Annotated in this window: 18 protein-coding genes and 1 tRNA gene; 7 read left to right on the forward strand and 12 right to left on the reverse strand. The window is 60.0% G+C overall.

Annotation, left to right across the window (positions count from 1 at the left end; genetic code table 11):
- The first annotated feature begins 231 nt into the window (after nt 1–231).
- Together FHT71_RS08305 and FHT71_RS08310 are read left to right on the forward strand one after the other, a co-directional pair.
- Nucleotides 232–621: a hypothetical protein gene (locus FHT71_RS08305; RefSeq protein WP_165933218.1), complete on the forward strand. Its 390-nt coding sequence runs from the start codon at nt 232–234 to the stop codon at nt 619–621.
- A complete protein-coding gene (locus FHT71_RS08310; RefSeq protein ID WP_245505590.1) occupies nt 621–1,235 on the forward strand; it encodes a transglutaminase-like cysteine peptidase in 615 nt (204 codons plus the stop codon). Before FHT71_RS08305 ends, FHT71_RS08310 begins: the two co-directional genes overlap by 1 nt.
- A gap of 51 nt (nt 1,236–1,286) precedes the next feature.
- Here FHT71_RS08310 and FHT71_RS08315 read toward each other — a convergent pair whose 3' ends face one another.
- Together FHT71_RS08315 and FHT71_RS08320 are read right to left on the reverse strand one after the other, a co-directional pair.
- Complete coding sequence (locus FHT71_RS08315) at nt 1,287–1,547, reverse strand: hypothetical protein (protein ID WP_007802691.1); 261 nt, start codon at nt 1,545–1,547, stop codon at nt 1,287–1,289.
- 694 nt (nt 1,548–2,241) lie between these two features.
- Complete coding sequence (locus tag FHT71_RS08320; RefSeq protein ID WP_183719444.1) at nt 2,242–2,829, reverse strand: hypothetical protein; 588 nt, start codon at nt 2,827–2,829, stop codon at nt 2,242–2,244.
- A 633-nt stretch (nt 2,830–3,462) separates the two neighbouring features.
- On the opposite strand from FHT71_RS08320, the gene FHT71_RS08325 reads away from it, so the two are divergent.
- Nucleotides 3,463–3,846 carry an acyltransferase gene (locus FHT71_RS08325; protein WP_224563311.1) on the forward strand — a complete coding sequence of 128 codons (384 nt, stop codon included), beginning with the start codon at nt 3,463–3,465 and terminating at the stop codon, nt 3,844–3,846.
- A 4-nt stretch (nt 3,847–3,850) separates the two neighbouring features.
- Here the strand turns inward: FHT71_RS08325 and FHT71_RS08330 are convergent, their stop codons facing one another.
- From FHT71_RS08330 to FHT71_RS08350, 5 genes are all read right to left on the reverse strand, one after another.
- Nucleotides 3,851–4,588 carry a hypothetical protein gene (locus FHT71_RS08330; RefSeq protein WP_007802684.1) on the reverse strand — a complete coding sequence of 246 codons (738 nt, stop codon included), beginning with the start codon at nt 4,586–4,588 and terminating at the stop codon, nt 3,851–3,853.
- A 1,097-nt stretch (nt 4,589–5,685) separates the two neighbouring features.
- Nucleotides 5,686–5,762: transfer RNA gene (locus tag FHT71_RS08335), tRNA-Met, on the reverse strand.
- A 109-nt stretch (nt 5,763–5,871) separates the two neighbouring features.
- Nucleotides 5,872–7,071 (reverse strand): tRNA 2-thiouridine(34) synthase MnmA, encoded by a 1,200-nt coding sequence (gene mnmA, locus FHT71_RS08340; RefSeq protein WP_132594140.1) that lies wholly within the window; start codon nt 7,069–7,071, stop codon nt 5,872–5,874.
- Nucleotides 7,072–7,250: 179 nt separating this feature from the next.
- Entirely contained in the window at nt 7,251–8,660 is a 1,410-nt protein-coding gene (chrA, locus tag FHT71_RS08345) for a chromate efflux transporter (RefSeq protein WP_132594142.1), read from the reverse strand.
- Between the two features lies 1 nt (nt 8,661).
- Nucleotides 8,662–9,477 carry a sulfurtransferase/chromate resistance protein gene (locus FHT71_RS08350; protein ID WP_132594144.1) on the reverse strand — a complete coding sequence of 272 codons (816 nt, stop codon included), beginning with the start codon at nt 9,475–9,477 and terminating at the stop codon, nt 8,662–8,664.
- A gap of 263 nt (nt 9,478–9,740) precedes the next feature.
- Here FHT71_RS08350 and FHT71_RS08355 point away from each other — a divergent pair, with 263 nt between their 5' ends.
- A complete protein-coding gene (locus FHT71_RS08355) occupies nt 9,741–10,949 on the forward strand; it encodes an MFS transporter (protein WP_183719446.1) in 1,209 nt (402 codons plus the stop codon).
- Between the two features lie 43 nt (nt 10,950–10,992).
- Here FHT71_RS08355 and FHT71_RS32290 read toward each other — a convergent pair whose 3' ends face one another.
- Nucleotides 10,993–11,229 carry a DUF2798 domain-containing protein gene (locus FHT71_RS32290; RefSeq protein ID WP_132594148.1) on the reverse strand — a complete coding sequence of 79 codons (237 nt, stop codon included), beginning with the start codon at nt 11,227–11,229 and terminating at the stop codon, nt 10,993–10,995.
- A 187-nt stretch (nt 11,230–11,416) separates the two neighbouring features.
- The gene (locus FHT71_RS08365; RefSeq protein WP_183719448.1) at nt 11,417–12,187 is read right to left on the reverse strand and encodes a siderophore-interacting protein; all 771 of its coding nucleotides are present in this window, start codon (nt 12,185–12,187) and stop codon (nt 11,417–11,419) included.
- Nucleotides 12,188–12,485: 298 nt separating this feature from the next.
- On the opposite strand from FHT71_RS08365, the gene FHT71_RS08370 reads away from it, so the two are divergent.
- The gene (locus tag FHT71_RS08370; RefSeq protein ID WP_183719450.1) at nt 12,486–13,100 is read left to right on the forward strand and encodes a DUF1442 domain-containing protein; all 615 of its coding nucleotides are present in this window, start codon (nt 12,486–12,488) and stop codon (nt 13,098–13,100) included.
- Between the two features lie 178 nt (nt 13,101–13,278).
- Here the strand turns inward: FHT71_RS08370 and FHT71_RS08375 are convergent, their stop codons facing one another.
- On the reverse strand, nt 13,279–15,369 hold the full coding sequence (locus tag FHT71_RS08375) for a bifunctional diguanylate cyclase/phosphodiesterase (RefSeq protein ID WP_183719452.1): 2,091 nt from the start codon (nt 15,367–15,369) through the stop codon (nt 13,279–13,281).
- Between the two features lie 176 nt (nt 15,370–15,545).
- Entirely contained in the window at nt 15,546–15,968 is a 423-nt protein-coding gene (locus FHT71_RS08380; RefSeq protein WP_132594154.1) for a helix-turn-helix domain-containing protein, read from the reverse strand.
- Nucleotides 15,969–16,039: 71 nt separating this feature from the next.
- Here FHT71_RS08380 and FHT71_RS08385 point away from each other — a divergent pair, with 71 nt between their 5' ends.
- Both FHT71_RS08385 and FHT71_RS08390 read left to right on the forward strand, forming a co-directional pair.
- On the forward strand, nt 16,040–18,265 hold the full coding sequence (locus FHT71_RS08385) for a heavy metal translocating P-type ATPase (RefSeq protein WP_183719454.1): 2,226 nt from the start codon (nt 16,040–16,042) through the stop codon (nt 18,263–18,265).
- Between the two features lie 423 nt (nt 18,266–18,688).
- Nucleotides 18,689–19,012: a hypothetical protein gene (locus FHT71_RS08390; RefSeq protein WP_132594158.1), complete on the forward strand. Its 324-nt coding sequence runs from the start codon at nt 18,689–18,691 to the stop codon at nt 19,010–19,012.
- A gap of 61 nt (nt 19,013–19,073) precedes the next feature.
- On the opposite strand, the gene FHT71_RS08395 is transcribed toward FHT71_RS08390, so the two are convergent.
- A complete protein-coding gene (locus FHT71_RS08395) occupies nt 19,074–19,232 on the reverse strand; it encodes a hypothetical protein (protein WP_007802658.1) in 159 nt (52 codons plus the stop codon).
- Between the last annotated feature and the right edge of the window lie 58 nt (nt 19,233–19,290).

The following is a 19,290-nucleotide window of genomic DNA, read 5'->3' on the forward strand; positions in this document are numbered from 1 at the left end:
ACATGATGGTCGTCGCGTAAGGTAGCCTCTTGGTGGTTTCCGCCGCGGCCACCACCCTGGTTGCCACTTTGGTTGCCGCCACCCTGGTTGCCGCCCCCTTGGTTGCCGCCACCCTCGCTACCGCCGCCCGGTTCTCACCGCCCTGGTTACGACCACCATGCTGACTGTCGCCCTTGGAGGCGTGCTGGTTTTTTGGACCATCGCCCTGGGGACCGCCCCCTTAGAGCCGTGATGATCTCTCGGGCCGTCACCATTCGGACCGTGGTGACCTTTAGGACCGTCACCGCGCAGGCGATGATCCTTGAGACCGTGGTGGTCTTTCGGACCATGGTGATGGTGTGCTCCGCCATGACGATCACCGCTGCTGCTGCCATTACCGCCGTCGTCACCATTCCCATTGCCATTGCCGCTGCTGCGGCCGCTATCGTCATCGCCGGCGTCACCGGACCTTCGCCCGTGTTGCCGCTGCCGCCATTTCCGTTGCCGCCGCTTCCGTTACTGCCGCTTCCGTTGCTGCCGCCACTGTCGGCGTCGCCGCTACCGGCGTTGGAGCCGCCGCCATTCCCTCCCCCAGAGGAATTGCTTGCGGTCCGCCTGCCTCCCAGCAGTCGGTCACCGTGATGATCAGGATCGGCAAAAGGGTTAAGATTGATGGACGCTACCGGCCCACACAATCGTTCCTCAATCGTGCCTGGCCGCACCACCTGACAATTGAGCCGCTGGCTCTGCGCGCATCACGCGCGATCGGAGCGCCGATTGGCTTTCCCTCGGCATGCGCGCGCTACGCTTGGCTTTGCCGTGGAAGCGGCGGTCGCGAGATGACTGACGAAGAGGCTATGCCTTTGCTTCAAAAGGTCAATCGGCAGGTCAATGCCGGTGTCGCGCCGGCAGCGGACGCACAGACATCAGGAAAACCGGAATACTGGTCGCTGCCCATTAACAACAAAGGCGACTGCGAAGACTACGCTCTGCTGAAACTGAAAACGCTCCTCGGCGCCGGCTTTGCGTCGAACAAGCTGGTGCTTTCGGTCGTCATCGACCGCGGCGGCAACAACCATGTCGTCCTGCTGGCGCGACTGAGGTCCGGCGACGATGTCCTCGACAATCTCGCAGGCAAAGTAAAACCTTGGGAAAGCACAGGATATACTTTTTTGGCGAGCCAGGATTTCAGCAACAGGAGCGCCTGGCAAGTAACGCTGGCCGGCCCGAGAGCGGGCCAATTTTCCGGAACGTGAGGGGCGGGATTTATCCAGCCAGCCGCGTGCCGTCACGCGACCAGACAAGGGTTAGTGGACCGACGGGTCCTCTTCTTCCAGAAATGTTCTGATTCCCTCGCGTGCGACCGTCGCCAGAAACTCGTCAAACGCCTCGCGATCGGTGGCAAAAGGCTCCTCCCATTCGATGAGGTCCTCGTGCTGGGTCACGACTTCCATTTTCCAGTCGCCATTCGTGCCTGCCGGGCGGAAGATGTCGACGAGCACCGTCACGCCATCATCGGTAAACTCACCCGCAAGGTCGGAATGCTCCAGCTTCGGCTTCTTCGCCATTCTCAAATCCGATCCGTGATTTCGACGAGCAGTTTAAGCGGCAATGATGACACGCCTTGTAGGCCACCATCGTGCATAGCGTAAGCAGCAGAGAAAGACCCAAAGTCGAAGTTTACGAGAAGTTCCACAGAAGAAAATGCGTCATTCGACTGGTAGGGAAGCCCGTTTCAACCCATCTCCGGGATCACGCTAAGCCGTGTCGATGCTACGTGACGCCGCCCCTTTTTTCGATCGTCTTCAATGGTTGACGCGACGCCGACCGCCAGCGTCCGTTGTCGCCATAGCACCATCGCTGTAGTCAAAAACGACTTTCGTTGTGCGATCGTTGGCGCATTTTTGGGGTCCTCCAAGGGACTCCCGCGGAGTACCTACGTCTTATTTACAGCTTTAAGCGCCCGCTCCTGGAAATGAATGATCGTGATTGCGCATTTGCCCGCTAAGAGAATGCTATGGGTGGCAGTGCACGGACCGGAACGGAACGGAATTGTTCTGGTGGATACTATCGATTGCGGCTTCAGTGGCGACTGCTGCGGCGTTTTGGTGAACTATAGAAGGGCCCAGTTTACGATTATCATCATAGTTTGGAGCAAACCGTAGCGCGCTAGTGCCAAGGCGACAGGTTGAAATTCAGTCCGCACCGGAGAAATGAAAAATAAGGACCCGAGCCGCGCCTGCTGGCGATCGCAAGCGCCTGTCAGCGGGCGACCCGCCGACCCATTTGCTGAAAGACTTTTGCTCGTCGCGACTCGCTCGCAAGCAACACCATCGCGATCCCAGTCATTTCCAGAATCCAATTCCACTTGAAGCCTAGGAAATGGCTACTGATGAAGCGGTCAAAATGATGAAAGGATGCCGCTCGAATTAGCACATACCCCAATACAAACGTTGAACCGACGAGCGCTAGCCAAGTCTGGATCGGGGATTTTCTGGCCCAGAAGAGAAAAGCCGGTACGGTGGCCGCGCACATGACGGCTACACCGATAATAAAATCGACTTGCATTGCCCGGCGTTGCTCATACCACCCGCCAGAGAAAGCGACCATGCGGCCCAGTTCCGTCATCGCAGACTGGAGATCGAGCTGCTTGTTTATGCCGAGAAAGAAAAACACCACGGAGATGGCACGCCAGATATAGCCGTCGGATCGTTCGTTCCAACATTGCCGAGCGACGACCCCGGTCGTCTTCCAGCAGCTCGCACAGGCCAGCAGGTACAGGATGACGGTAATCCATCCCCCGATCGTAGGGTCACCAATGCCCGGTTCCCAATTGAAATCGTGCGCCACTCTCGACCCTCAAGATGCTGGCCCTCAAGATGCAAGCCAAGCACCTCTTCAAGTGCAATCCTTGCGGTTCGCGCGCTCTTCGCCAAGTTCGTCTTTGGACGTAGTTCAACCATCGTCGGAACTGAGCTGGCCTGAGCGTGAACGGCGCAACACGGAGCATCGGGACAGGTCGTTCCACGAAGACGCCAATCGACCGCGTGGGAACCGTTGTTTTAGCGCCCTTTGATCCGGTCGCTGCCGATTCCGACTCGGCGCGGCCTTGACTTTGCAAACGTTCGTCGTCCACCCTCAGCAGAGGCTAATTCAAGGGAGAGGGCTGGTGGCAGAACTTTCGGTCTGTATTGGACGGAATTCCCGCGAAGATATTGCCGACGAAGTTAAGGGCACTACACCAAAGGCGGCCCTTGGTTCAAGAACTGGCAGGATGTCGAGTATGCCCAAAAGTGGCTCGACAAGGCGCTCGCGATCGAGCTGCAGTTGGCCCCGGTATAAGCAGTGAACTTTGGCGCGCTCGTCAAATTTTACTCGGTTTTCTCCGGTGGGCGCCTCACGATCGGAGCGAAACCCAAAATGCTGTATTGGCCACGTTTCAGATGGCGAAAAGGAACGATAGCAATTGGCGATCGCGTCTCGATGCGCTACGGCGTCGTGATCGACGCCCAGAGCGGACGCGTCGAGATCGGCAACAATGTTTCACTCAACGACTTTGCGGTACTGCTCGGCCACGGGGGTATCCGCATCGGGAATGGCGTACGGATCGCTGCTCAAACCGCCATTGTTTCTTTCGAGCATGGTTTCGACGATCCGGTTGCCCCCATAAAGGACCAACCGCTGCGGAAAGCACCGGTCGTGATTGAGGACGACGTCTGGATCGGAGCCGGCGCTAAGATATTGGCCGGCGCCCATATCGGTCGCGGTTGCGTGATCGGAGCCAATAGCGTCGTCAAGGGAACCACGGTTCCTGGCGGCATCTATGTCGGCGCGCCGGCTCGGCTCGTCAGACTGCGTGGACGTTGAAGTGCTAGATCCCTCGAGGAGGCCAAAGTGCCAGTTTCGTAGACTGAGCGACGTGCGGGTCGGCGGTAAAGACCGGGAGCCTCTGCTCACGGAATATCTGAAGCGCTTGCAGGTCGGTTTCTCGATGCATGCGGGAAAGATTTAGCGAATTGTATTGGTGGCCCTTCGAGAGCGGATCGATGCCGGTGAGAATCACATTCGCCGCGCCACTTGCGAGTGCCAGAGCCGCGCCAACGATGCCGTTTGACCACTTGGCCTCACCCTCCAATTCAAGATTCAGTCTTCCCGTCATCCGATGCATCAGGGCGATGCGCTCATGGCGGCTGATCAGCATCAATTCGTTGTAACGGTAGTCGAATGTATCAAGTCCTCTCACGAGCCGATCGAGCTCGTGCCGCCAATTGAGAACGCAAAGTAGTCCTGTTTTCTTATGTTGGAGCACTTTGCGAACCTCGACCGCGGCCGCATTGAGCCCTTCAATCTGATTGAACTGCATCAATGTCGCGTCAGGCGGCTGGGTTAACCAACCTTGGGCCGCCACCTGGGAGGCATTTATCGTCAATACGCGAAATGAATCGTTCCAGCCCTGAGGCCTCGTGGAAAAGGGTGCGGAGCCAGCGACCACGACGGCTTTTCCAAGAAAGAGGCGCTCCAACTTTGGAACTCGCGGAGCAGCCAACCGATACCTTAGCCAGCGATTAAAATAGCGCTTAGCGCGTATCAGCTCTTCGAAGTACGACATGCTCTGCTGTCCCTCCTCGGCGCTTTTCCCGGTCTAATAAAATTCGACGATGATCACGATCGCGAAATACAATGCCCTCGCAAGAAGAAGCAGTAGATCCCGCCTCAGCGCGCAGCCTCCCTCTTGCACCCGATGCGATGCTAGTGGCGCGTTGGATATTGCGCAAGAAGCAGCTCTTACAAATGCGGCGGCAGCAGAGTTTCCGTGCTGGCGAATACCGCCGTTTCTTCATCTACCCGGGCGAGAGCGCGACCTTTCCGTCGACGGGCTCGGCCCGCCAAGATCGCGAGGCTTTTTTAATGACGGTCTTGCGAATGAGGCGTAGGCTATCGTGTTGGACCAGATGCACGGCACGGTTCGATCAAGGGTCTAGCGCTCTTGTCGTTATGGGGGAACGCCACCATGCAATTCCCTACATTCACACTGGACAATGGAGAGGTTGAAGTCCTCGCGTCCGTCATCCAAGCCTGGTGCCAAACAAACCAAATAGACCCGGAAAGCGAGTGCGCTCGGGCGGTAATTGCCACGGCACTTGACCTGATCGAAGCCGGTTTCCGGACGCGTGAGGGCCTGTCGATCGCGCTTGCCAATGCGTTAGCGCCCGATGCCTTGAGCATCAGTGGCGAGTAAGACGGAGTGAGCGTATATTGATCGGGCTGCCCGTCGCAGGTAAAGCGTGCACGTTCTTCGAGCAACTTGGCGTGTGACCCTCAGGAATGGACCAGACCCTGTGAACCAGCCTCAGGGGCCCGCTAATAGGTCCGACTTCTTTTCTTGATGTCTCAAAGGGAAGCCTCGCAGCCTGCGGTAGCCGAACTGCGAGTTCCCTTTGGTTCGAACCGACGCGATCCCCCTCAACATCCGGCCCGAGCCACCGGGAGTACCCTGGCAACGGAAATAGAGGTGAATGATGCAAGGTCGGCATTGGACCTTGGTCGCGCCGAGTTTACGACTATTGCCCACCGCTATTCGGCCGCAACAAGCGGCAACACGTCAAGTCCGTTGATCATGATCTCGAAGAATTCCGCAATGAAGCGACCGGCTACAAAGGCTTAGCTTTCCGGCTCGGTCAAACACAGAACTATCTGTAATAAAGATGGTAGCGGAGGAGGGATTTGAACCCCCGACACAAGGATTATGATTCCTCTGCTCTGACCTACTGAGCTACTCCGCCACTGGTCAACGGTACCGTTCGCAATGCGGTGGCCCGTGGGATGAGCGGCTTATAAGGTGCGCTTCGGCTTTGTGTCAAGCACATGATCGAGAAAATGCCACAGGCATTTTCAGGCGGCGACGGGGCTGGCCAGCAGCGCCTTCAGCGAGGCTTCCGCTGCCGGTTCCCGCTCGGAGCGCTCGATGAAACCACCGCCGTAGACGCGGGCGTTGTCGCCGGGCGCTGAATAAAGCGCACAGGCCTGGCCTGGTGCAACGCCGGCTTCGCCGATCGCTAGATCGACATAGATGCCGCTTGCATCGGCGTGCAGGACGGCCGGTGTCGGGGCACGCGTCGAGCGGACCTTGGCAAAGCATGCGAAGCCTTCGTCCGAGGCAGCCTCAGCAAGCGGCTCGTCGCCGAGCCAGTTGACATCGCGCAGATAGACGCGGTGTGTCTCCAGCGCTTCCTTGGGCCCGACGATGACCCGGCGGGACCGGGCATCGAGGTAGACGACATAGAGCGGCTCGCCCGTAGCGATGCCGATACCGCGGCGCTGACCGATGGTGTAGTGCAGGATGCCTTCATGCTGCCCCAGCACGCGGCCGTCGAGATGGACGATCTCGCCTGCAAGCGCCGAATTCGGCTTCAGCTTGTTGATGATGTCGGAATATTTGCCCTGCGGCACGAAACAGATGTCCTGGCTGTCAGCCTTCTTGGCGACCACAAGGCCCATCTCTTCAGCAAGCTTGCGGGTTTCGGCCTTTGGCAGGCCGCCAAGCGGGAAGCGCAGATAGTCGATCTGCTCCTGCGTCGTCGCGAACAGGAAGTAGCTCTGGTCGCGGTCGGCGTCAGCAGGACGATAAAGGGCGCGGCGGCCGGGATTACCAGGCACCGGATTGGGCCGCGAGCGGATGTAGTGGCCGGTCGCCAGCGCGTCGGCGCCGAGTTCCTTCGCGGTCGCGAGCAGGTCGGCAAACTTGACGGTCTGATTGCACGAGACGCAGGGGATCGGCGTCTCGCCCGCGACATAGCTTTCCATGAACGGATTGATCACCGTGTCACGAAACCGCTTCTCGTAATCCAGCACGTAGTGCGGGATGCCGAGCGTCTCGCAAACGCGACGGGCATCGTCGATATCCTGGCCGGCACAGCAGGAACCGGCGCGGTGAACGGCCGCGCCGTGATCATAAAGCTGCAGCGTAATGCCGAGCACGTCGTAGCCTTGGCGTTTGAGAATGCCTGCGACCACGGAGCTATCAACGCCGCCGGACATGGCGACGACAACACGGGTATCTTCCGGCTTCTTGTCAAAATCCAGTGTGTTCACGGGTGGCTGCCAATTCTAAGCTTGCTGCGATCCGCCCATCAGAGCCGGCGGATTTCATGTCCGCGGGATCGGCCGCCGGACTTTCGTTGGCGAGGATATAGAAAGGATTGGGTTCCGGCGCAAGAGGCGGGGAATTTGCTGAGATCTCGGAGATAGATTTCAACCCTTACGCAATTGTTTCAGAGTATCCCGAACAGCCTCCAAGCCATCCCAGCCACAGCACATCCGAGCAGTGTGGGAATAACCGACAGTCTAAGCCGAAAGATCGCAATGGCTGCGGCGACGCTGAGAACGAGCGAAGGCAGGGCCAGCGACGACCAGACGGGCAGTTCGATCCATATGGGGCCGAACCGATGGATGCGCGCCTCGGTGAACAGGAAGTGCAGACCGAACCAGATGGCAAGGTTCAGTATGACGCCGACCACGGCAGCGGTGATGGCCGACATCGCGCTCGCGAGCGCCGCATTGCCCCTGAGCTTTTCGATGAATGGCGCGCCGAGAAAGATCCACAGGAAGCACGGTACGAACGTCACCCACGTCGCGAGGATCGCAGCCAGCGTGGCGGCCGTGATCGGATCGAGACTGCCCGGATCGCGATAGGCGCCCATGAACCCGACGAACTGGAGCACCATGATCAGCGGTCCTGGCGTCGTCTCGGCCATGCCCAGCCCGTCGAGCATCTCCGTCGGCCGCAGCCAGCCATAGTGCTGAACCGCCTCCTGCGCGACATAGGCAAGCACGGCGTATGCGCCACCGAAGGTCACCACGGCCATCTTGCTGAAAAAGACGCCAATCTGCGTGAACACATCATCTCCGCCGCGGAAGGCATAAAGCAGCAGAAGCGGCCCGAGCCAAAGCGTGAGCAAGACAGCCGAGATATTCAGCGACCACACCAGGTTCGGCCGCGCATGGACCGGCGTTTCCTCGCCAAGAGCGGAGTCGGCGTCAGCCAGGACACGGCCGGAGGCTGCCTTGTGGCCATTGCCTGCCTGGAAAAGGCTCGAGCCGGATTTGGAACCCACGAAACCTATCATCGCCGCAGCCAGAATGATCAGCGGGAATGGGACATGAAGAACAAAGATCCCTATGAATGCGGCGGCGGCGATGGCGACCATGGCAGGATTCTTGAGCGCCCTGCCCCCGATCCGAATGACGGCTTGCACGACGACCGCAAGCACCGCGGCCTTGAGACCGAAGAACATGCCTTCGATGGCGTCGACGCTTCCAAACAGCACGTAGACGTAGCTGAGGGCCAGGATGGACAGGAAGCCGGGCAAAACGAACAGGATGCCGGCCACAAGCCCTCCTGCCGTCCTGTGCATAAGCCAGCCGATGTAGATCGCGAGTTGTTGCGCCTCTGGCCCAGGCAACAGCATGCAGTAATTCAGGGCGTGCAGAAAGCGCTGTTCGCCGATCCACTTCTTTTCGTCGACGACGATCCTGTGCATGACGGCGATCTGCCCGGCCGGGCCGCCGAAGCTCAGCGCCGCCACGCGCAACCAGACGCGAAGCGCCTCGCCGAACGAGATGCCGTGGCTCGTGTTGTCCGCCGTGCCCTCCGCGTGCGGCTCGGTGACAGGGTTGGCCATCTCAGCTTCCCTTCTTCACGGAGGGCCAATTGTGGGTCTCTTCGGTCGCGTCCCGGCACCATCGATAGAAGGCATCGTACAAGGTCATGCCTGCCTCCAATTGCTCGAGGTCGTCGGCAAACATCCGCGAAAGCCCGAGTGAGGCTGCCAGCAATCCTGCCGCTTCGGGCGCGAGATCAAGCCTTGCGGTATCTGCAGCCCTGACGATTGTAGCAAGCCTAAGCAGCGGCCCGGATTGAAGGGCGAACTCCTCCACCATGATATCGAACGAGCATCGATCGCCACGGTGGCTCCAGAAGACGTCCTCGATATCGAAGGGTGTTGCCCCAAACCGATCGGCGACCATCAGCACTTCCGCGGTGGGAACGAACAGGAAGACGGCCAAGGGATCCACGAAGCGGCGGATCAACCAGGGGCACGCGATACGGTCGATCTTCGGGCGGGCACGCGTGACCCAAACCGTCCGCCCCTTCGCGTTGCGAGACGGCAGCTTATCCTCGGGCACCGCGAGACCGCCTGCCTTGATCCATGCCTCGAACCCGCCTTCGAGTGTTTCGGCTTGCACTCCCATGACGCGAAGATGCGCGGCAACGCCGTGGCTGAGCTTGGCGCCATGGTGGCAGACGATGACGGCCGGGCTTTGAATTTCAGCGCCCCATTGGACCACATCCTTGAATGGCCTGCGGACTGATCCGGGGATGAGACGGGGATCGGCGGAAAAGTCCTCGTCATTGCGCACATCGATCAAGACAGGCGCACCCGGCGTGCCGATGAGGCGGTTCAGTTTATCGCTCGAGATTTCGGTGAATGACGGCATGGCGCGTCCCTCCGTTTTAGCGGTTTCGTTGGACGCGACTCTTCGGCTGGCGCCTCGTGGGGTGATCGCGACCCCATGAGCCATATGATCCACGGTGGATGGGCTATGTCAACACTTTCCATCCGCTTGCGCTGCCGGGCAATTGAGATGTAACGACTGAACTGGGGCGATGCCGCAGCAGCCAAGCTGAAGAGTCTTCAGGTCGCCGTCAGATTTCAAAAGCAAAAAACCCATGGCGGGTTAGTTTGTGAAAGGTAGTTCGCATGGTCGACGTTGCCGGTTCAAGACCCGCGGTCCTGCGGGCGATCCCGAAAGGCGTCTGGGCTCTTGGCTTCGTCTCCCTGTTCATGGACATCTCCTCGGAGATGATCCACGCGCTGCTGCCGGTCTACATGGTTGCCGTCCTCGGCACCTCGGCATTTGCAGTCGGGCTGATCGAGGGTATTGCCGAGGCGACCGCCGCCATCACCAAGGTGTTTTCCGGAGCACTGAGCGATTGGCTTGGCAAGCGAAAGCTGCTTGTCGCCCTGGGCTACGGCATGGCTGCGTTGACAAAGCCCGTGTTTCCCCTGGCGCCGTCGCTGGGCTGGCTGGTGGCGGCCCGCTTCATAGATCGCATCGGGAAAGGCGTCAGGGGGGCGCCGCGCGACGCCCTGATCGCCGATATCAGCCCGAAGGAAATCCGCGGCGCAAGTTTTGGTCTGCGCCAGTCGCTCGACACGGTCGGCGCATTCCTTGGGCCAGCGCTGGCTCTTGTTTTGATGTGGTGGACCGCCGAGCACTATTCGACAGTCTTCTGGATCGCGGTCATCCCAGCGTTCTGCTCCGTCGCGATCATCCTCTTTGTCGTTAAGGAACCGCCACATGCTGACCAACGGCGCGCCCGGGTGCCGCTTAGAGGCTCGGAACTCGTCCGGTTGCCTGCGATCTACTGGCTGGTCGTTGCCGTCTCCGCAGTCTTCACGCTCGCACGTTTCAGCGAAGCCTTCCTCATCCTCGACGCCCAACAGATGGGACTTCCCGTCATGTTCGTGCCGATCGTCCTGATCGTCATGAATATTGCCTATGGGTTCTCGGCTTACCCCGCAGGCGTCATGGCGGATCGTGTCGACCGAATAACACTGTTGATTGTCGGGCTCGTGCTTCTCGTTCTCGCCGACCTCAGCCTTGCGCTTCTTCCCGGGTTGGCGGGCCTCGGGATCGGGGTATTGCTGTGGGGTCTCCACATGGGATTTACGCAAGGGTTGTTAGCCACCCTCGTTGCGGATGCCGCACCCGCCGAGCTGCGCGGAACCGCCTTCGGCATCTTCAACCTGATTGCCGGTGTCGCGCTTCTCGCCGCGAGCGTACTTGCCGGTGCGCTTTGGGATTGGGGCGGACACCAGATGACCTTCCTCGCCGGCGCGGCCTTCGCGCTGCTCGCCGGCCTTTCGCTGCTGCCGCTGAGGAAGCGACTAAGAAGTGCTTCGTAAAGCCAGAAGCAGGTGATCCGGCGTATTGAATGAATGACGAACCTCACAACGAAAATCCGCGTGCCCGGTAGCGAACACGCGGCCAGGCGGTGAAGAAAGCTTTCAGCCATTCGTGCAACCATTCGGCTGTCAGTTGAAGTTTCAGGAAGCTAAACAATCCCGTCATGCAAAAGGCATCATGCAGGCGATCAGCAGTTGGGCGATCAGCAGGGTCTTTGTATCGGTCATTATTGTTCTCCACGCTGACGTGGACTGCGCCAGAAGCTTTCTTCGAAGACACAGCACCGCCTCTTGATAAGGTCAGGTGCCGTGGGTTCGCTTCTGGCGACTAATTCCCGCTGGTGCGAGGGCCCGAATAACCAGCCGGTCGATCATTTTTCGGCCCGCTCTGGTTATTGCGGCTTACAGAGTCTGTCAATCGACAGGGCAAAGGAACAGCGAGCCGTCGCCTGCCTCAAAGCCCGCTTCTAGTCGAACTTCTCAGTCGTATCTGCCTTCCCCTTCACCCAATAGCCGGACGCCTTGATCCAGTGCAGCGGATGGCTTCGTTCGGTCACAAGATACTCGCGGACGGCACGCGTGACCGAAGCCTCTGCCGCGACCCAAACGAACGTCCCGCGCTCGATGTCTATACTGCGCAAGATGTTCAGGAGCGGCCGGGCGTCCGTCGCGTCCGAAAGGGGACGGTCCGCCCAATGCATATACAGGTCCGCCTTTGTTTCGAAGATCTGTCTCTCTGCCGGACCGGTCACCGCCGCGATCGCGGTGATCACTGTATCGGTGTCGCTTTCCTCGATCCGACGTCCCATGGCTGGTAGGGCAGTTTCATCGCCGACCAGCAGCCACCTTGTCACACTTGCGGAGACCACCGCTGAGCCGCGCGGCCCACCGATTGAGAGCGTATCGCCCGCAGACGCATCGATCGCCCATTGGGTCACTGGACCCGCCTCATGCAAGGCAAAGTCGATGGTCAATGTGCGGGCATTGCTGTCGTACCGCCGTGGCGTGTAGTCGCGGCGCGCTTCGCCCTCGGCCGCGGGAACGAAAATCTTCACGTGGTCATCGGGCGCCAGGCTGACGAAGTCCGCAAGATCTTCACCCGTGAGGACGATGCGGCGCATGCCCGGCGTGATGTCGGTGACTTCGGCGACCGTCAGAGAGCGGCGACGCAGTTCGTGACGAACCCGTTCGACCAGGGGAGCTGGCAGGCTGTGAGTTGGGTTTTGATTGTTATCCATTGTGTCCTTCAGAGGCTCTTCACCTCGATCCGCAGGACACAGTCGCGCAGATCGAAGCCGCAGAGCCGTTCGATCATACGCGTTGAGTGACGTTAACGCTTACGTGGCCAGGATATCCGGGCCATTGACGAACCCGATGTAGTCGACATCTCAAAGCTCTGCAACAACAGCCGCCAGCAAATGTCGATTGTTGCGAAAGTTTAACTTTCGCGGGAGTTCCAGCCGGTCAAAACTCGCCAACCGACAGGCCGCTCTGGAGCGGTTTACCTCAGGACGCCGCCCGAACGAGGAACGAACCATGGATAGCAAGATCCAGGACGTGCTTGACACCTATCATGCCATGATCCGCGAGGAGCAAAACTGCCCACGCGAGCTTCCGCCCGGCGGTCGCGACGGAGGGCAGGACATGCGCTTGCGCGCGGTCGGCCGCGAAACCGGGCAGTTCATCAACATTCTCGCCAAGAGCCTCAAGCAGCCGGTCATGCTCGAGCTCGGCACATCCTTCGGCTATTCCGGCATCTGGCTGGCGGAAGCTGCCCGGGCCGCAGGCGGCAAACTGATCACCATGGAGTTGCACGAGTACAAGTCGACACATGCCAAGGAGATGGCGACAAGGGCCGGGCTTGCCGATTGGATCGATTTCAGGATCGGCGACGCAGTCCAGCTGATCGGCGAACTCATGGATGGCATCGACTTTGTCCTGGTGGATCTCTGGAAAGACTTGTACCTGCCTTGCCTTGAGGCTTTTTATCCCAAGCTCAATCCGGGCGCGATCGTCGTTGCCGACAACATGCTGCGCCCGGGCGACGAGAACGTCAGGCAATACGGCAAAGCTATCCGGGCTAAGCCGGGCATTACCAGTGTGCTTTTGCCCGTCGGCAGCGGCATCGAGGTCAGTCGCTTCCACCGATGAAACCGAGATTAACTGAGCGTTGAGAGCAACACTGATGTCGTGCAGCATCGTCGCACCGTTGCTGCCGGCAGGAAGTCTCACGCAGGCCCACGTTGCATCACCGCCCGGCCATTCTTTCTGCTGCGCCATCAGGAATGCTATCGCAGCATGACCGCCGACACCTTCGATGCGATCGATTTCAGCCACGAGCTCCGATTGGCAAGGGCGAGGCGCCGCCTTCGATCAGAGCCTGCGCCTCGGCCTCTAGCATCGGCCTGCCGAGCAGGAAGCCTTGCACCTCGCTGAAGCCTTCGGCGCGCAATTTCTGCAGTTGCTCCTCGGTTTCGATCCCTTCCGCAAGCGTCGTCGCATTGAAGCCGGAGCCGATACCGACGACCGCACGTACGATCGCCAGATTGCCCGGATCCGTTTCAATGCCAGAGACGAAGCTGCGGTCGAGCTTGATCTTATCAAAGGCAAAGGCCCGCAAGTAGCTGAAGGACGAATAGCCGGTGCCGAAATCGTCAATGGCGATGCGGATGCCAAGTTCCTTCAATGCCCGCAGCAGCGGCAGGCTTTGCTCGACGTCGGCAAGGAAGACGGATTCGGTAATCTCGATCTCGAGGCGTTCCGGACGAAGGCCGGTCTCGTCGAGTGCGCAGACGACCGTCGCAAGCAGGCTGTTGTGCCGGAACTGGCACACGGAGAGATTGACCGCGATCTTCAAATGGCTAGGCCAGGCGGCCGCCGCGCGGCAGGCTTCGCGCAGCACCCATTCACCGATCTGAACGATGAGGCCGGTCTCCTCGGCGAGAGGAATGAATTCCATCGGCGGGACCAGTCCTCGAACGGGATGGCGCCAGCGGATCAAGGCCTCGAAGCCCGCAAGGCCATCGTCATCAAGTTGCACGATCGGCTGGTAGTGAAGTTCGAACTGACCTTTAAGCAGCGCCTCGTGAAGTTCGGCCGTGAGCATGTGCCGGCGCTCTGCTTCCAGGCGCATTTCCGGCAGATAGAAGCGGTAAGTCGAGCGGCCGCTTTCCTTGGCTGCGTAGAGCGCAAGGTCCGCGTTCCGCATCAGGACATCGTCGTCCTCGGCATGCTCAGGCGCAAGCGCAATGCCGATGCTACAGGTGACGTGCTCGTTGACGCCGTCGAGATCAAACGGGGCCGATAACGACCTGAGCAGGCGTTCGGCAAAGCGTTCGATGCTCTCGCGTTGCTCCGAAGACAGAAGAAGCGCGAATTCATCGCCGCCGAGACGAGCGACGAGGTCGCCGTCCGCCACCAGTTGCATCAGACGCGCGGCGACCTGGCAGAGCAGTGCATCGCCCGCCGCATGGCCCTTGCTGTCATTGATGTGCTTGAAATGGTCGACATCGAGGTAAAGCAGCGCGAGCGGATTTTCCGCGGTGGCAATCCGTGCTTCCCGTTGGATATGATCGGCGAAGAATGCGCGGTTCGGCAGGCCGGTCAGTGCATCATGCATTGCCATATAAGCGAGGCGGGCCTCGACCGATCGCTCCTCGGTCACGTCGTGGGAAATGCCGAGTACATAGCGCGGCGCTCCGCCATCCAGCGCAGGGAGTGCACGCTTGATCGTCCGCAGAATCCGCGGTGTCCCATCGGCACGCTGCATCGTCTCCTCGAAGCTGATGGTTGTTCCGGCCCCAAGAGCCCTGGAGTCCTGCTCGCGAAAGATGTCCGTTTGCCTGTCGTCGAATATGATGCGATCGCTCTTGCCGACAATGTCCTTCGGATCATAGCCGACGATGCCACCGCACGCCTCGTTGAAAAGGACATAGCGTCCGTCTTCTTCCATATCCTTCACGAAGACGCCGACGGGCAGGTTGTCGACGATGCTGTCGAGCATCGAGCGCGTATCGCTCACCTGCCTCTGGGCTGCGTTGACCTCGGTCCGGTCCTGAACAATCGCCAGGATCGCATCCCGCCCGTCAAAACGAACCGCCCGTCCATAGGTGAGCACTTCAAGGGTTTCGCCGTTGGCCTTCAGATGCGTCCAACGCTCGGCGCGTTCCATGTCGGTTCGACGCTGCACGGCATCGAGCATTCGCTTGCGCTCCTGCTCCGGCCTAATGTCGAGGACCGTCATGCGCGCATAGTCCTGGCGCGAATAGCCGTAGAGATCGACGGCAGCGTTGTTGACGATCAGGAAGCGAAGGCTGCCGGGATCGTAGACCCACATCGGCGACGGATGGGTTGCAAACAGCGACTGAAAATCATCATTCGGCGCATCGATCGGAACAAATGCTTTCTGGAGACCGGTCATGAGGAAATCACATAAAATAATGGCAGCGGATCGACAGGTTATAGACAAAAAAGCTAAATAAAATCAGAATCATAGTTCGCACAAACTTTAGGCGCAACGCCTTTGTATTGTGCAACGGAGTATATCTTCCAGCCTATTGTCGTCTCGTTGGAGCTTACCGATCTGGTATCCGACCGTCAGTCGTGCGGGTGACTACATTGACCGTGATCCGCCAGAACCTCGATGACGCGGCACTGATCGACGCGACCGTGACCGCAGCCTTCCACCATTAGCTCCAGCTCCGCCTTCAGCGCCATCAGGCTGCGGATTCTCTGCTCGACTTCGATCAGACGGGCCTTGGCGATCGCGTCGGCGGAAGCGCAGGACTGATGTGGATCGTCCTGCAGGGTCAGCAGTGTGCGGATTGCTTCCACTTCGAACCCAAGCTCTCGGGCATGACGGATGAAGGCGAGCCTGCGTAGATCTGCCAGCTCGTACGAGCGCTGATTGCCCTCGCTGCGGTTCGGCTCTGGCAAGAGGCCGATGCTCTCGTAATAGCGGATCGTCGGTACCTTGACGCCGCTTTTCCGGGAGGCTTCGCCGATCGTAATCTTTTTCATGATTTTCCTCTTGCACCTCTAGTCGCTAGAGGATGTAGGAAGGATGCTTCTTTGTGACAAGGAAGCGGATCATGGGTGAAACGGTCGAGAAACGTTACAGGGTTGACGGCATGGATTGCGCCGGCTGCGCAGCCAAGATCGATACGGCCGTGCGGCGTATGCCAGGCGTCGAAGACGTTTCGGTCTCCGTGACGGCAGGAGCGATGACCGTACGCCACAATGGCAACAGCGACCTTGTCGCCATCGAGCGGAAAGTGACGAGCCTTGGCTATTCCGTCTCGCAACTCGTCGGAAGGTCGCCGGCGGAAACCCCACCGACGAGCCATGCCCACCACCATCATGTCCACACTGATCATGATCATGCCGACCACGAACCCGCAGGGAAAAAGGCGACGGACGCACTTGAAGGTCTGCACGGTCACGACGCCCCGATGGCCGGACCTTGGTGGCAAAGCAAGGAAGGCCGCCTGACAATCCTTTCCGGCGCAGCGCTCGTTGTGGCCTACGCTATTGGTCACCTTGTGCCGGCAATTGCACCCTATGCATTCAACGTGGCAATGCTCGTCGGGCTTGTTCCGATCGCTCGGCGCGCGGTCGTCGCCGCCTTCGCGGGCACCCCTTTCTCGATTGAGATGCTGATGACGATCGCGGCGGTCGGCGCAGTGGTCATCGATGCCGGCGAGGAAGCCGCCGCAGTGGTCTTCCTGTTCCTGGTCGGCGAACTGCTGGAAGGCGTCGCCGCCGGCAAGGCGCGCGCGAGCATCCAATCTCTGACGACGCTGGTACCGAAGCGTGCCTTCCTTGAAGAGGGCGGTACGACCCGGGAAGTGCCAGCCGAAAGCCTCTCTGTCGGTTCGACTATTCTGGTTCGTCCGGGCGACCGCGTCGCAGCGGATGGCACCGTCCTTTCCGGCGAGAGCGCAATCGACGAAGCGCCAGTCACCGGCGAAAGCACGCCGGTGCGCAAAGGCGAAGGCGACATGGTTTTTGCCGGCACCGTCAACGGTGACGCGGCACTTCGGGTCAAGGTGACGGCGGCGGCCGCCGACAACACGATAGCCCGCGTCGTCCGGCTGGTGGAGGAGGCGCAGGAATCCAAGGCGCCGACGGAGCGCTTCATCGATCGTTTCTCTCGCTACTATACACCCGGTGTGGTCGTCGCCGCTGCTCTTGTCGCAATCCTGCCACCGCTTCTTGCCGGTGGCGCTTGGGACGAGTGGATCTACAAGGGCCTCGCCATATTGCTGATCGGTTGCCCCTGCGCCCTGGTGATTTCGACCCCGGCCGCAATTGCCGCCTCGCTTTCTTCGGGCGCGCGCCGTGGACTGCTGCTGAAAGGCGGCGCGGTCCTTGAGACCCTTGGCAAAGTCACCGCCGTTGCCCTCGACAAGACAGGCACGCTGACGGAAGGCAAGCCGCAGGTGACCGATGTGATCGCTTTTGGAAAAGACGAAGCGGAAGTCCTGAAGTATGCGGCTGCGCTTGAGACAGGATCTAGCCATCCGCTGGCGCTCGCGATCCTGGCAAGGGCAACAGCGGCGGGGGTCACCCTCCCCGCAGCGACCGACGCCAAGGCTCTAGGAGGAAAAGGTATCACCGGGGCGGTCGCGGGCCAGCCGGTGTTCTTCGGATCTCCCAAGGCTGCCGGCGAACGAATTCCTCTTTCGTCCGATCAGACCACCCGCATCAGCGCGCTCAATGACGATGGAAAGACTGTGTCCGTGCTCATCGTCGGCGACACGCTGGCGGGAGCCATCGCCATGCGCGACGAACCGCGCGATGACGCCAAGTCCGGCCTTGAGGAATTGACTGAGGCAGGCGTCAAGATCGTGATGCTCACCGGCGACAATCACCGCACGGCGGAGGCCATTGGCAGGCAGCTCGGCATCGAGGTACGCGCCGAGCTGATGCCCGAGGACAAGCAGCGCATCGTGAACGAGTTGAAGCGTGACGGCTTGATCGTTGCCAAGGTCGGTGACGGCATCAACGACGCCCCCGCCCTTGCGACCGCGGATGTCGGCATCGCTATGGGCGGCGGCACCGATGTGGCGCTCGAAACCGCTGACGCTGCGATCCTGCATGGCCGCGTCAGCGACATTGCGGCAATGATTGCGCTCTCCAAGCGCACCATGCGAAACATCGTCGAAAACATCACCATCGCACTCGGCCTGAAGGCCGTGTTCCTGGTGACAACGATTGCAGGCATTACCGGCCTCTGGCCCGCCATTCTGGCCGATACCGGCGCCACGGTGCTGGTCACCATCAATGCGCTGAGACTGCTGAAACCGGTCGAGTGAGGGTCGCCGTTACCGGCGATCCATCCTCTGCGAAATCCGATCACGCAGGCACCGCTCGTTCGCTTACCGCTTCAGCCATGCCTGCATTGCTCGCGAAGAGAGCCGCAAAGAGGATTGCCGTCATACTCTTCGCACCCGGCCTCCAACATCGAAAAGATTCTCCGCAGCAAGGCTGTCGAGCCTGGCCTCCCGCCCACCGTCAAGGTCCAGATACACGCGAAGCGGCGGTGCGAAGCGAGACACGAGCAAGTGTAAATTGGAGGTTCGTTACTGTAAAATCGCTAAGATGGCGCCTGCAAGCCCTTGTGAGCTTCCGCCGATACGAGCGCATCACGCCGGCAGCCTTCATAGAGCATTCACGGAGATTTGCGCGTATTGGAACATTTTACGCGCCAGGGAGTTAACGTTTAGAGGAGGAGTAACATGACAAATGATTTCAACAAACCAAACCCGATGAACACGTCGGCGTCGAAGAGCAAGACCATATGGATTGTGCTGGCAGCGATCGTCGTCATCGTGGCCCTCGCAGCCACCTACTGGCCGAGATCACAGAGTACATCGACCACGACTGCACCTGCTGCGCCAGCGCCGACGGCTTCCGAGCCGGCTTCGCCACCGCCTGCATCGACTGCACCGGCAACACCAGCAACGCCACCAGCAGCGAACCCACCCGCTGAAGCTCCGGCAACCCCTGCAGCTCCCGCCGCTCCGGCCCCGGCTACTCCGGCTCCGGCAACGCCGCAGTGATCGCGAGCCCGCTTGGTCTGGCGGGCTACGCTACGCGCAGGCAGAGGGCCGGCAGTGCGATTTAGTTCGCGCCGGCCTTGAGAATGCGATGCGTGCTGGCATCCAGCGCATTGCCCGCCTCCCTGCCATCCTTGGCAAGTCCGTTCGCGGTGTTTGCGCATGAAGAGAGCCCAATAAGCGATGTGAGCGCAATGGCAATAGCGACGGCTGACTTTGTCATGGAAGCTCCTGAAATTGATATTGGAACAAACCGCTAAAAGATAACGATAGTCGCCCGC

It is taken from the genome of Rhizobium sp. BK060, assembly GCF_014193145.1.
In the GTDB taxonomy this organism is placed as follows: domain Bacteria; phylum Pseudomonadota; class Alphaproteobacteria; order Rhizobiales; family Rhizobiaceae; genus Rhizobium.